13 protein-coding genes are annotated in these 13,292 nt (G+C 66.8%); 9 read left to right on the top strand and 4 right to left on the bottom strand.

Features of this window, described 5'->3' with window-relative positions:
* Window positions 1-31: 31 nt before the first annotated feature.
* Both GFY24_RS23910 and GFY24_RS23905 read right to left on the bottom strand, forming a co-directional pair.
* Complete coding sequence (locus GFY24_RS23910; RefSeq protein ID WP_153807305.1) at window positions 32-868, bottom strand: SDR family oxidoreductase; 837 nt, start codon at window positions 866-868, stop codon at window positions 32-34.
* On the bottom strand, window positions 868-2,454 hold the full coding sequence (locus GFY24_RS23905; RefSeq protein ID WP_375336089.1) for an aldehyde dehydrogenase family protein: 1,587 nt from the start codon (window positions 2,452-2,454) through the stop codon (window positions 868-870). The genes GFY24_RS23910 and GFY24_RS23905 overlap by 1 nt, the downstream gene beginning before the upstream one ends.
* Before the next feature lie 170 nt (window positions 2,455-2,624).
* Here GFY24_RS23905 and GFY24_RS23900 point away from each other — a divergent pair, with 170 nt between their 5' ends.
* Window positions 2,625-3,878, top strand: a complete 1,254-nt coding sequence (locus tag GFY24_RS23900; protein WP_309231255.1) for a helix-turn-helix domain-containing protein — start codon at window positions 2,625-2,627, stop codon at window positions 3,876-3,878.
* Here GFY24_RS23900 and GFY24_RS23895 read toward each other — a convergent pair.
* Window positions 3,875-4,153 (bottom strand): DUF2277 domain-containing protein, encoded by a 279-nt coding sequence (locus GFY24_RS23895; protein WP_153807302.1) that lies wholly within the window; start codon window positions 4,151-4,153, stop codon window positions 3,875-3,877. The genes GFY24_RS23900 and GFY24_RS23895 overlap by 4 nt on opposite strands.
* 126 nt (window positions 4,154-4,279) lie before the next feature.
* Here GFY24_RS23895 and GFY24_RS23890 point away from each other — a divergent pair, with 126 nt between their 5' ends.
* Window positions 4,280-5,125, top strand: coding sequence for a DUF1266 domain-containing protein (locus GFY24_RS23890; protein ID WP_153807301.1), 846 nt, complete (start codon window positions 4,280-4,282; stop codon window positions 5,123-5,125).
* A gap of 57 nt (window positions 5,126-5,182) precedes the next feature.
* Here GFY24_RS23890 and GFY24_RS23885 read toward each other — a convergent pair whose 3' ends face one another.
* The gene (locus GFY24_RS23885) at window positions 5,183-6,112 is read right to left on the bottom strand and encodes a hypothetical protein (RefSeq protein ID WP_153807300.1); all 930 of its coding nucleotides are present in this window, start codon (window positions 6,110-6,112) and stop codon (window positions 5,183-5,185) included.
* A 304-nt stretch (window positions 6,113-6,416) separates the two neighbouring features.
* On the opposite strand from GFY24_RS23885, the gene ftsH reads away from it, so the two are divergent.
* The 7 genes from ftsH (at window position 6,417) to GFY24_RS23850 (ending at window position 13,286) form a co-directional block, all read left to right on the top strand.
* Complete coding sequence (gene ftsH, locus GFY24_RS23880; protein WP_153807299.1) at window positions 6,417-8,810, top strand: ATP-dependent zinc metalloprotease FtsH; 2,394 nt, start codon at window positions 6,417-6,419, stop codon at window positions 8,808-8,810.
* Window positions 8,811-9,045: 235 nt separating this feature from the next.
* Complete coding sequence (folE, locus tag GFY24_RS23875) at window positions 9,046-9,666, top strand: GTP cyclohydrolase I FolE (protein WP_153807298.1); 621 nt, start codon at window positions 9,046-9,048, stop codon at window positions 9,664-9,666.
* 77 nt (window positions 9,667-9,743) lie between these two features.
* A complete protein-coding gene (gene folP, locus GFY24_RS23870; RefSeq protein WP_153807378.1) occupies window positions 9,744-10,601 on the top strand; it encodes a dihydropteroate synthase in 858 nt (285 codons plus the stop codon).
* Window positions 10,598-10,975 (top strand): dihydroneopterin aldolase, encoded by a 378-nt coding sequence (gene folB / locus GFY24_RS23865; RefSeq protein WP_153807297.1) that lies wholly within the window; start codon window positions 10,598-10,600, stop codon window positions 10,973-10,975. The genes folP and folB overlap by 4 nt, the downstream gene beginning before the upstream one ends.
* A gap of 2 nt (window positions 10,976-10,977) precedes the next feature.
* Window positions 10,978-11,514, top strand: coding sequence for a 2-amino-4-hydroxy-6-hydroxymethyldihydropteridine diphosphokinase (gene folK / locus GFY24_RS23860; RefSeq protein ID WP_309231254.1), 537 nt, complete (start codon window positions 10,978-10,980; stop codon window positions 11,512-11,514).
* A complete protein-coding gene (locus tag GFY24_RS23855; protein ID WP_153807296.1) occupies window positions 11,502-11,981 on the top strand; it encodes a DUF3180 domain-containing protein in 480 nt (159 codons plus the stop codon). Before folK ends, GFY24_RS23855 begins: the two co-directional genes overlap by 13 nt.
* A 69-nt stretch (window positions 11,982-12,050) precedes the next feature.
* The gene (locus GFY24_RS23850) at window positions 12,051-13,286 is read left to right on the top strand and encodes a DUF6779 domain-containing protein (protein WP_153807295.1); all 1,236 of its coding nucleotides are present in this window, start codon (window positions 12,051-12,053) and stop codon (window positions 13,284-13,286) included.
* The last annotated feature ends 6 nt before the right edge of the window (window positions 13,287-13,292 follow it).

The raw sequence follows: 13,292 nt of genomic DNA, 5'->3' as shown, positions 1-13,292 counted from the left end.
GCCGAACTGTGCTCGGCCACAACCCATTTCATCAATTGTCCCCGCGCACCCGTGACTCGTACGCCTTGCGTGCCGCCGCGTCGACGTCATCCAGGAACGCGCTCTGCGCACCCAGCGCCCGCCCGAGGGCATCGCCGGCCGCCTCCGGCAGCAATCCCACCAGCTGCGCGATGATGCCCGCCATCGCGGTGACCCGCACCTTCGACTTGGGCTCCGCGATCAGCTTGGCAATGGCGTCCGCGATCTCCTCCGGCTCGGCCGGGCGCAGCAGCTTCGGAGCCGTAACCCCGGATCCCAGTTCGGTTTTGGTGAGCGTCGGCAGCACCGAGGAGAACCGCACCCCGGTGCCCCGGTACTCCTCGCGCAGCGTATCGGTGAACCCGAGCACCGCGTGCTTGCTCGCGTTGTAGGTGGCCAGACCCGGAATGTGGGTCTCCCCGGCCAGCGACGCGATATTGATGACATGCCCCCGACCGCGCGGCAGCATGCGCGCCACCGCCAGTTTGGAGCCCAGGATCACGCCGTACACATTGATATCCAGAATGCGCCGGGTAATGGCGTCCGGTTCGTCCACCAGTCGTCCGGTGGGCATGATCCCGGCATTGTTGATGAGGACATCGATCGGCCCGAGCCGCCGCTCCACATCATCGAGGAACGCCTCGAACGACTGCTGATCGGTGACATCGAGTCGCCCGTAAAGCTCGAAACCCCGTGCCGCACCGGACTCTTTACAACTTGCCTCGTCGATATCGCCGATGGCGATCTTCGCGCCGAGTGCGTGCAACGCCGTCGCGGTGGCCAGCCCGATACCACGCGCGCCACCGGTGATCACCACGACTTTGCCTGCGATGGAACCGAAGTCGGTCATTACTTGATCCCCTTCACGGTATCGAAGACCGCCTGCACGCTGAACCGGCGCAGTCCGCGCGCACCCGCGGCCCGCATGGCCGACAGCGAGAATGCCAGCTTGGTAGGCGAATACGGGAACCACAGCAGCTCTTTGGTCTGCGTTGGCAGGATCGGCTTGGTGATGGCCTGCTGTCGGCAGTACTTGCGCACCCCGTTCGCGCCACCCCAGCGCGCACCCACCCCGGACAGCCCCCAGCCGCCCATGGGCAGCGCGAAACTGAACATATTGGAGAACACGTCATTGATGTTCACCGCGCCCGCATTCAATTGGCGCGCAACGCGTTCCGCTCGATCCTTGTCACCGCTCCACACCGAGGCGGAGAGTCCGAAGATCGAATCATTGGCCAGCCGAACGGCCTCCGCCTCATCGGCGACCTTCATGACCGGAATCGTCGGACCGAAGGTCTCCTCGGTCATACAGGTCATGGTGTGGTCGACATCGGCGAGCACGGTCGGCTCGAACAGGGTGCCGACACCGGTGCGCTTACCGCCGGTGAGCACTCGCGCACCCGCCTTGACAGCCTCCTCGACATGCCGCTGCACGATATCCGCCTGCGCCTCATTGGCCAGAGCGCCCATGTCGTACTTGGGCTCCCGGCCGTCGACGCCCTGGCGGACCTCCTTGACGGCGGCGGTCAGCTTCTTCAGGAATTCGTCGTATACGGGGGCCTCCACATAGACGCGCTCCACCGAAATACACATCTGCCCGGCATTGAACAGGCCACCGAAGGCGATACCGTGCGCGGCGCGATCCAGATCAGCGTCGGCGAGTACGATGGCCGGATCCTTTCCGCCCAACTCCAGGCTGTACGGAATCATGCGCTCGGTGCAGGCGGCGGCGATCTTGCGGCCGGTCGGCGTGGAGCCGGTGAACTGCACATAGTCGACATTGCCGACCACGGCCGCACCTGTCGCACCCGCGCCGGTGACGATATCGAAGACCGGCGGCGCGCCGATCTCACGCCAGCCGCGCGCCAGCGCGACCGCCGAAAGTGGGGTCACCTCGGAGGGTTTCAGGATGACGGCGGCACCCGCGGCCAGCGCCGGAATCAGATCGATGACGGGCATGGCGAGCGGGAAGTTCCACGGCGTGATGACACCGACCACCGGATACGGCCGGAACACCCGGGTCAGCGACTTCACCCGGGCCAGCGGGCTGTGCGGTGAAGGATGTTCGTCCGCAAGGAATTTCCCGGCCCGGCGCGCGTAGTACCCGGTCAGATCGATGGAGAAGGCCGGATCGATGAGCGCGTCGATGCGCGCCTTACCGGTCTCTGACTGCAGGATGTCGGCGAGCTCGTCGGTATTGTCGACCAGCCAGTCCTGGAGTTTGAGCAGCCACTCCTTGCGGCCGTCGGGACCGATGGCCTCCCACTCGGGCTGATGCAGGCGCAATGCGGCCACCTTGGCCGCCACCGTCTCGGCCGAATCGATCGGCACCGTGCCCGCTAGCGCACCGGTGGCGGGATTGCGCACCTCGAGCTCGGCGCTGCCATTGGCGGCGGCCTTACGAGGTGCGGTCTTGCGGGGTTCGGTATTGGTCACGATGTGCTCTCCCACGTGCGCTGCATTGCGAACCGGCTCGGCTCCGTGAGCTGTGTGTGACAGCTCACTGAACTATGATCGTGACACAACTCTTCGCGGACATTCTTGGCTCATCGGGTCAAGAAATCAGTCCGATTTTGTACTTTGGATCCAAATTCGGAGGTCGGTGCGTGGCGAATATCGAGACCAGCCCCGGCACCCGGCAGTGGATCGCCGACTTCGTCGCCGAGAACCTGCGCACCGAGAACCTCGAACAGGTGCTCAGCCGCCTCGACACCGCGATCATCACCCGCATTCCCGAACTCCGCGATCGGGATGTGCGCCGTGACCTCGCCGCCAGCACCCGCGCGCACGCCTTCGAGGTACTCAGCGGGCTGACCCAGGACCGCTTCGACTATCCGGTCCCCGAACAGGCGCACGCCTTCGCCCGCACCATCGCCCGCCGCGGCCACGACATCCGGCTGCTGCTGCGTGTCTACCACGTCGGCCAGGAGGCACTGCTGGATTTCATGACCGAGATCGTCGGTCAGGGGCAACTGCCGCGGGAGATCGAAAGAGACGTACTGCTGAGGCTTTTCGACCGCTCCACCCGCTGGATCAGCACCTCGGTCGAGACCCTCACCGAAACCTATATGCAGGAGCGTGAGAGCGGACTGCGCGCCGCCCTCAATCAGCGCGCCGGAATCGTGCGCGCCCTGCTCGACGGCGGCGACCTCGATATCGAACACGCCTCCGCCCGACTCGGCTACCAGCTCGCCCAGCGCCATCTCGCCCTCGTGCTCTGGACCGACACCGACACCACCCCGGTTCGCCCCGACGGCGCGGACGACAGCACCGGACTACTCGATCGTGTCGCCGCCCGCTGCGCGAGCGCACTCGGTAATGGCAGCGTCCTTACTATCCCCTCCGGCGCATCCGCGCTCTGGGCCTGGATCGGCCTGGACGACGACCTCCCGGACCCCGCACAATCCGTCTGGCCCGTCGAGGCGACCGTCCGGGTGGCGGCCGGAATCCCCGCCTCCCAGGTCGCCGGATTCCGCGGCGGTCACCGCGAGGCCATCGCCGCCCGGCAGGTCACTGAACGCGCGCGGCCCGGCCTGCCGGCCGTGGTGCACTACCCCGACGTCGAAGTGGCCTATCTGACCGGAGCCGACGAAACCGCCATGCGGGCACTCATCGACCGGGAATTGGGCACACTGGCAGCGCCCGACGCACAATCCGCGCGCCTGCGAGAAACCCTGCACGCCTATCTGCGCGCCCGCCGCAGTCCGGACGCCGCCGCGAAAACACTTGGCGTGCACAAGAACACCGTGCGATATCGAATTCAGCGCATAGAGGAACTACTCGGGCACTCCATCGACCAACGCGGCCCGCGCCTGGAAATAGCGCTGGACTGCGTCGCGGTATACGGCGTGCGCGCTTAGCTCGCGTCCTCGGCCGGCGCGGCGGCCTCGCGGGCGGCGATACGACGCAGGGGCGGTTCACTCTGCGGCGGTACCCGGCGATCGGGCAGCTCCGCCAGCAGTTCGGTGGTGGCGGCCGCAATGGCCTCCACCGCTTTGTCCACGGCCGCTTTGGTGGCCGTGGTCAAGCCCGAGACGCCGCTGACCTTGCGTACGAATTGCTGCGCGGCCGCGTAGATTTCCTGGTCCGTCGCGGGTGGCTCCAGCCCGCGCAGGATGGTGATATTTCTACACATGCCCGTGAGAGTAGTGCCGGAATTACTCGCATGACAGGTGAAGAATCGCGAGCTCGCTCCGGGGCACGTCGAACCCGCCGGGGCGAAGCGGCGGCAAATAAAACCGCCATGAGACAGAATCGAGGTATGCCAGCCCGCGACGTGCCCACGCTGACGACCTTCCCCTACCCGGAGCTCGACCAACGTGAGGACGACCACTGGTCCGGAGCGCAGGTCACGGAGAACGAACTGCGCGCCCTCGCGCTCGGTGGCTTCTACTCCGCACGCTGGGATGCCTTCCACGACGCCCTGCTGCTCGGCCCCGAACGCGAGCATCCGCTCGGCGACCGCCGCGAACTCGCCATCGACACGCTCACCGGAGCCTGGGGAATCACCGACGGCACCGAGGCCATGGCATCCATGGAGCAACTGCTGGAGGGCATGCACTCACCGCTGTACGCGCTCGTGCATCCACTGGTCATGGCGGGCATCAACTCGCCCGAACGCGACCGCTTCGGCGAGCGCGCCGACCGGCACCGCGCCTTCCTGCGGCAGGTCGGTTCCTTCCGCGGCATGGACAATCCCGAAGCGCTCGTTCGCGATTACGACATCTGGTCGCAGGCGATCAAACTCGGCCTCACCGAACACCTGGTGCGCCCGTTGCCCACCGATATCCAGGCCTGGGATCTGGCGCGCGTGGTCGCGGTCAGCCGCATGGCCTATACGGCCGGATATCTCGAGGCCGATGTCGCCTGGGACTACCTGATGCGCGCGCTGCCGCTGGCTCAGCGCAAATACCGCAATTGGCGGCAATTCGGCGATGCCTATCTGGCGGGCTGGACCTACTGGCAGGCCTGCGAGGATCTCGCCGAACTCAAATCCGGCGGGGTGGACCGGCGGATGGAACTGCTGCGCCTGTGGATGCGCCCGACCAGTCCGTGGCGGCGCATCGAACTCCAGCCGGAGGAACAACCCGAACAATCGGACGAATAGGAATCAGCACTGACCCGCCATCCGGCGGGTCAGTTCCTCGAATTCCCGCTTTGCCCGTCAGTCGGGCAGTGACCGCAGAATTCCACGCCCATAGCGCTGGAATTGGACGTCGTCCACCATTGCCAGGGAGTGCCGCTCCACCAGCAATTCCCACTCCGAGTAGAGCTTGTGCACGCCCGGATCCGCGGAACCGGCCGCGCCGTCGGCGGATTCGCGTTGAATCGCGAAATTCAATGCGCCGGTGACCCTTTCGGTATCGGCGCGATCGGTCCCGGTGAAATGCCAGGACAGATTCCCGTCGTTCACCTCCACGCCGTACTCGCCCGGCGCGGCGCCACCGGCCGCGGAATCGTCCGTGGTGCGCGCCCACAACAGGGCGGCGATCGGTAACTCATGCGCGAAACGCTTGGTCGCGCCGAGCGAGACGAAGATCAGCCGGGTGGTGCTGACCGCAAGCAGCCCAGCGCCTTTCGCTGCGGGCGGCTGCGCGTTGACCAGTGCCGACTCGAGCACGTACTCGTCCGCGGTGACATAGCGATGCAGGGCGGCAATGGCCGGTTTGGCATCGCGCTGGGGGGCCATCCGCCGCACCGCGCGATCCACATCGGCGCGGGTGGGCCCGGACCGGCCCCAGGAGGGCGCGGGCGGAGTCAGGTCGGGTGCGGCCACATCCAGGCGCTGGGTGGCCAGGATCTGATTGTTGATCCGCTCGACGATGACGGTGGCCGCGGGCACATCGTGTTCGGCGATGAGCACCGGCAGGGGAGTGCGATCGGCGGGTACGCCGGTCAGCACGGGGGTGGGATAGCGCAGGTAGATCTCGATCACAACGGCGTCATCCGCGCGCCGGTTCAACCGCACCTTGAGGAGTTCGGCAACCGGTACGTCGAGCACGCGCTCGCCGTCCGTTCCCGGCCGCAGCACCGTCAGTCGCCCGTTGCCGTGCCGCACAATCGCTGTGGGTGTCCGTAGCTCGACTATGTCCATACCCCCTGCGCTCTGTTGTGTCGCCACTCACGATAGGACGACCATGCCATCATTGTGACCAACCGGTCCGACACCAGGGGGTGATCGACCCGACGTGTTGCCGCAGACAGTCGGGGAACCACCTGCGTTCTTCAACCGTTTACTCGTTGAAATCGGATTAGCTGCCGAACTGCGCGATGTAACGACTCGACCCTACGGGGTAACGTGGCATGTCCGCATCCGTTCGCTGGAACGGACGCGCCACAAGCATCGCAGGCAAACCGGATACACCCCCCGGAAAGGACTGGCCGCCGGCCGACGCTCTATGACCCGCAAGAATGTGTTCCGCAACCTGGCCATAGTCGCGGGCTTCCTGCTCGTGATCTATCTGGTCAGCATCTTCAGTGATGACACGCGCGGCTGGCAGAAGGTCGACACGTCGGTGGCGCTCTCCCAGCTGCAGAACAACAAAGACAATGTCGACAACGTTCAGATCGACGACAAAGAACAGCAGCTGCGCATCACGCTGAAGAACGGCAATGATGCGACCAGCGGCGAGAAGAAGATCATCGCCAAGTACCCGGGCGGCGGTGAGATCTCCCAGCAGGTGTTCCAGGCCGCGCAGAATTCCGGCGCGAAGGTCAACACCTCGGTGAAACAGGATTCCTGGCTGAGTCAGATCCTGCTCTTCATGCTGCCCATGGTGATTCTGCTGGGCCTGTTCATCTTCGTGATGTCCCGCATGCAGGGCGGCGGCCGCGGCGGCATGATGGGCTTCGGTAAATCCAAGGCCAAACAGCTGTCGAAGGATATGCCCAAGACCACCTTCGCCGATGTGGCGGGCGCGGACGAGGCCGTCGAAGAGCTGTACGAGATCAAGGATTTCCTGCAGCACCCGGCCCGATACCAGGCCCTGGGCGCGAAAATCCCCAAGGGCGTACTGCTGTACGGCCCGCCCGGTACCGGTAAGACCCTGCTGGCCCGCGCGGTCGCGGGTGAGGCGGGCGTCCCGTTCTTCACCATCTCGGGTTCGGACTTCGTCGAAATGTTCGTCGGTGTCGGTGCTTCGCGGGTGCGTGACCTGTTCGATCAGGCCAAGCAGAACAGCCCCTGCATTATCTTCGTCGACGAGATCGACGCGGTCGGCCGCCAGCGCGGTGCGGGCCTCGGCGGTGGCCACGACGAGCGTGAGCAGACGCTGAATCAGTTGCTGGTCGAGATGGACGGTTTCGGTGAGCGCACCGGCGTCATCATCATCGCCGCCACCAACCGCCCCGACATCCTGGATCCGGCGCTGCTGCGCCCGGGCCGGTTCGACCGGCAGATCCCGGTCAGCAATCCGGACCTGGCGGGTCGCCGCGAGATCCTGCGCGTGCATTCGCAGGGCAAGCCGATCTCCACCGAGGCCGATCTGGAGGGTCTGGCCAAGCGCACCGTCGGCATGTCCGGCGCGGACCTGGCCAATGTGATCAACGAGGCCGCACTGCTCACCGCCCGTGAGAACGGGACCGTGATTACCGGTGCGTCCCTCGAGGAGTCGGTCGATCGCGTGATCGGCGGCCCGCGCCGCAAGTCCCGCATCATCAGCGAGCACGAGAAGAAGATCACCGCCTACCACGAGGCCGGGCACACCCTGGCCGCGTGGGCGATGCCCGATATCGAGCCCGTCTACAAGGTCACCATCCTGGCCCGCGGTCGCACCGGCGGTCACGCCATGACGGTGCCCGAGGACGACAAGGGTCTGATGACCCGCTCGGAGATGATCGCCCGCCTGGTGATGGCCATGGGTGGTCGCGCGGCCGAGGAACTGGTGTTCCACGAGCCGACCACCGGTGCCTCCTCCGATATCGACCAGGCCACCAAGATCGCGCGCGCCATGGTCACCGAGTACGGCATGAGTGCCCGCCTGGGCGCGGTCCGCTACGGCCAGGAGCAGGGCGACCCGTTCCTGGGCCGGTCGATGGGCACCGCGCCGGACTACTCGCACGAGGTCGCCCGCGAAATCGACGAGGAGGTGCGCAATCTCATCGAGGCCGCGCACACCGAGGCGTGGGCCGTGCTCAACGACTACCGCGACGAGCTGGACGCCCTGGCGACCGCGCTGCTGGAGCGGGAGACGCTGCACCGCAAGGATCTCGAGATCGTGCTCGCCACCATCGAAAAGCGGCCGCGCATTACCGCTTTCAATGATTTCGGTGGTCGCACTCCGTCTGATCGCCCGCCGGTGAAGACCCCGCGCGAGCTGGCCACCGAGCGCGGCGAGCCGTGGCCGGAGGAGCCGGTGCGCCCGGTGGTTCCGGTCGGTCAGCCCGCCAATGGCGGTGGCTATCCGGCGGCGGATCCGGCCTACCCGGGTGGGCAGCCGCAGTACGGCGGTTACCCCGCGCCCACACCGGCCGGTTATCCGCTGCCGAATACCGGCAGTTATCCCCGGCACGGTGGTACGCACGGTTCGCGTCCGGATTACGGCGCTCCCGCCGGTTGGTCCGCACCGGGCTGGCCGCCGCAGGAGGACGAGCAGCCGTCGCCGCAGCAGCCGCGTCAGGCCTACGGGGGCTGGGCTCCCGCGGGTGGGCAGCGGTACCAGCCGGGTCAGGGCCAGCCGGGATACCCGCAGCCCGGATACCCCCAGCCGGATCCGCAGACCCCGGGCAGCCGGCCCGCCGGGAATGAGGACGAGGACAACGGTGGTTGGGACGGACCGAACGGTCGTCGCTGACCGGGGCCCGGATACGCTCATGAGGTTCGCGGTCCCGTCCTGACGGGCCGCGGACGAGCGTCGTCACAGACGGCGCGCCAGCACACGGTTCGCGATCTGCTCGGGTCGGCTCGACCGGAGGGCGGACATCACTCGATGAGAGGGGTGGACGACCCGGAGGCGAGCCGTCCCATCAGGGGCGGTCGCGAACCTGCCGTCCCTCGCGGGCACGGCATTTCAATACAGGAGGTGTCGATTGTCGGCCAACAACCGTGTCGTCTCCGGCCCGATCGCGCTCGACACCGGTCGGCCGTTCGATCAGGAGCGCGCCGAGGCCGCCGTGCGGGAATTGCTGCTCGCGGTCGGTGAGAATCCGGATCGTCCCGGTCTCGCCGATACCCCGGCACGCGTCGCGCGGGCCTACAAGGAGATGTTCGCCGGGCTGTACACCGAACCGGAGGACGTGCTCAACACCACCTTCGACGAGGGGCATCAGGAACTGGTGCTGGTTCGCGACATTCCTCTGTACTCCACCTGCGAGCATCATCTGGTGGCGTTCCACGGTGTCGCGCATGTCGGCTACATTCCGGGCCAGCACGGCCGGGTGACCGGCCTGTCGAAACTGGCCCGCCTGGTGGATCTGTACGCCAAGCGCCCGCAGGTGCAGGAGCGCCTCACCAGTCAGATCGCCGACGCGATCATGCGCAAGCTGGAGCCGCGCGGCGCGATCGTAGTGGTGGAGGCCGAGCATCTCTGCATGGCGATGCGCGGTATCCGCAAGCCCGGCGCCAGCACCACGACTTCGGCGGTGCGCGGCCTATTGCAGACCAACGCGGCCTCGCGCTCCGAGGCCCTGGACCTCATCCTCCGGAAGTGAGTACGCCGACCATGACCGAAAGCGGTTCGCGGGGGGCACAACTGATGGTTCCTCGCGGCGGCCGCTCATGCGTCGTGATGGGCGTAGTGAACGTCACCGCGGATTCGTTCTCCGATGGCGGTCGGTATCTGGATGTGGGTGCGGCCGTCGGGCACGGGTGGCGGCTGTATGAGATGGGCGCGGACATCATCGATGTCGGCGGTGAATCCACTCGGCCGGGGGCCAGCCGGGTCGATCCCGAAACCGAGGCTGCCCGGGTCGCTCCCGTGATTCGGGAGTTGGTTTCGCTGGGTGTGCCGACCAGTGTCGACACCATGCGGGCCCGGGTGGCCGAGGCCGCCATCGAGGCCGGGGTGTCGGTGGTCAATGACGTGTCCGGTGGGCGTGCCGATGTCGATATGGCGAAAGTCGTTGCGGCGGCCGGTGTTCCGTGGATTCTCATGCATTGGCGCGCCGGTGCGAACTATCACCACACCGGGGCTGCCGATCATTACGACGATGTGGTCGCGGAGGTGCTTTCGGAGCTGCGCGATCAGGTCGATGTGGCCGTCGCGGCCGGTGTCGATCCCGCCAAACTGGTGCTCGATCCGGGCTTGGGGTTCGCCAAGAACGCCGGCCACAATTGGGAATTGCTCGGTGCGCTACCGGAATTCGTGGCGACCGGGCTGCCGATTCTGATCGGCGCGTCCCGTAAGCGGTTCCTCGGTTCACTGCTGGCCGATGCCGATATTCCGCGCCCGCCCGACGGCCGCGAGACCGCGACCGCCACCATTTCGGCCCTGACCGCCGAGCACGGCGGCTGGGGTGTGCGGGTGCACGACGTGCGTGCTTCGCTGGACGCCATCGCGGTCACCGATGCCTGGCGCAATGCCCGGCGGGCGCGCGGTGGCGATGTTGTCGACAGGTGGACTTGGACGCAGGGAGAACAGCTTTGAGCACCGACCGCATCGAACTGCGCGGCCTGCGGGTCTTCGGCCATCACGGCGTCTTCGACTACGAGAAGCGGGACGGCCAGGATTTCGTGGTGGATCTGACGGTGTGGACCGACTTCGCGGCCGCCGCGAAGTCCGACGATATCGCCGACACCATCCACTACGGTGAGCTGGCCGATCTGGCGGTGCGCATCGTGGCGGGCGAACCGCGTGATCTGGTCGAGACGGTGGTCTCCGAACTGGCCGACGCCGTAATGGCCGATACGCGAATTCGTGCGGTCGAGGTGGTGCTGCACAAGCCTTCCGCGCCGATTCCGCATACCTTCTCCGATGTTCGGGTGGTCACGTCCCGTCGTCGCGAACCGGAGGAGGCGTAGCGGTGAGCCGGGTAGTGCTGTCGATCGGTTCGAACCTGGGTGATCGGCTGGCGCATCTGCGCGGCGTGATCGAGGCGCTGCGCCCGCGCCTGCTCGCGGTGTCGTCGGTGTACTCCACGCCGCCGTGGGGTGGTGTGCCGCAACAGGATTACCTCAATGCGGTACTGGTGGCGCAGGATCCGAATCTGGAGCCGTCGGATTGGCTGCGGGTGGGTCAGGAGCTGGAGCAGGCCGCCGGTCGCGTGCGCGAGGTGCGCTGGGGCGCGAGGACTCTCGATGTGGATATCGTCTGGGCCGGGCAGCGCCGCCGGGACGTCGAGATGCCGTGTCGCAGTACCGATCCGACGCTGACGCTGCCGCATCCGCGGGCGCAGGATCGGGCGTTCGTGCTGGTGCCGTGGCTGGAGGTGGAGCCCGAGGCCGAGCTGGAGGTGAATGCCGGTGTACCGCAATCGCTTCGGGAGCTGATCGAGGCCTTGGACGTGGACGAGGTACAGGGTGTGCGCCGTACCGAACTGGCGCTGGGATGGCCGGTGTGAGGCCGACTCGTGTGCTCGATCTGTGCGCGAATGTGGCCCTGGCGGCGCTGGTCGCCTGGATTGCCACCAATGTCGCCTATTCGAGTTTTCCGCCCATCACGGTCTTCTCCGGGGCCTCGCTGTTGCCGGTGGCGGTGCTGGAGGTGGTGCTGGCGTTCGTGATTCGCGCGCGGGTGGAGAACCGGGGGATCGGCGACGGTCCGCGGCAATTGCATCCGATCACCGCGGCGCGGGCGGTGGCGCTGGCCAAGGCGTCGACGCAGGTGGGTTCGCTGGTGGGTGGTATCTGGCTGGGGTTCCTGATCTGGCTGCTGCCGCAGCGCGGGGATATGCGGGCGGCCGCCGCCGATACCCCGGGTGCGGTGGTGGGTCTGGTGGCCGGGCTGATGCTGGTGGCGGCGGCATTGTGGCTGGAATATTGCTGTCGCGCGCCGATCGATCCACCCGATGAAGCGGCTACCTCATAGCAAACATGAAGAAGACAATGATCGGCAAGGTTGAAGCCTGAGTGTCCGGTTCAAGCTATGTTGGTGGACATGGTTTCACCCTCCCGGAGCAGTGCTTCCCGTCGACGACGAGAAGACGCGGGAAAATTCTTCACCGGTCTGCTGCTTCTCCTCGGTCTGGTTGCCAGCGTTTTCCTGGTCTTCAGCGATAACGTCCATATGATCCGTGTGGGCCTGGTCGCGGCCCTCTGGGCGGCCGCCATCGGTGCCCTCGCCGCGACCCGTTATCGCAGGGAGTCGGCTACGGACAAGGCGAAAGTGGGCGACCTGCAGAAGGTCTACCAACTGCAGCTCGAGCGTGAGGTTGCTGCCCGCCGCGAATACGAACTCGGCGTCGAGACGCGGGTGCGTAAAGAGGTCGGCGCGGACGCCGAGGAAATGGCCGCCCTGCGCGCCGAACTCACCGTGTTGCGGGAGAGCCTGCAGCGTCTGTTCGACGGCGATCTGCCCGGTGAGCGCCCCGCGCTGCGCGCCGATGCGGTGCGAGTGCAGGAATTGCCGGCCAGCAACGGTAATTCCGCGAATGGTTCGGCGAACGGTAGCTGGGAGGACACCGATACCTGGGATCCGTGGTCCGCGCCGGTCGAACCGATCGAACAGGATCTGGGCAGCCGCATCACGCCGGTCTTCGATGCCGATCATCCCGAGCCGCCGGCCTTCGCCAGCCCCTTCGACGATCCGGTGACCGCGGAGACCTCCATCGTCACCGAGAGCTTCGACCGGCTGCGTGTCCCGCATCACCCGGCGGACCGTTCCCGGGAATACGAGCCGCCGCACGATTTCGAGCACCTGCGCCCGTTCGAGGACGAGTTCGCCACGAAACCCGGTGCGCCGCGGGATGATTCCCGCGACGATGTGGATGTCGCGCGCGCGGCCGCCGATGCCCTGCGCTCCGGTTCGACCGCCTCGGCGCAGCCGATCCCGCGCCTGGGTGACCCGGCCGCGGCGTCGCCGGACCAGCTCACCAGTCCGGAACGTGAAGAGCTGCAGCAGGTTCCGTGGTTCGAGACCGATCTCTCCGAGGCCGGTGGTGCGCACAACCCCGCCACGGGTAGCGCACCCAAGCCCGCGACGGGCAATGTTCCCCAGCCCGCGCCGGAGAGCAATCCGCGCCTGCTGGCCGAACCCGCCGCGCCTGCCGCGCCGATGGGTACCGCCAGCTCACGGCGTCGCCGCCGCTCCGACGAGGATGCCGGCGACGATTCGGGCCGGCGCCTGTCGGTGGCCGAGATCATGGCGAATCTGCGTTCCGAGGGTGGTCGCTAGCACCCT

Source organism: Nocardia sp. SYP-A9097 (assembly GCF_009649815.1).
Classification (GTDB): domain Bacteria; phylum Actinomycetota; class Actinomycetes; order Mycobacteriales; family Mycobacteriaceae; genus Nocardia.
The sequence above is the reverse complement of the archived record's forward strand: the minus strand, read 5'-3'. Positions and strand labels throughout refer to the sequence as shown.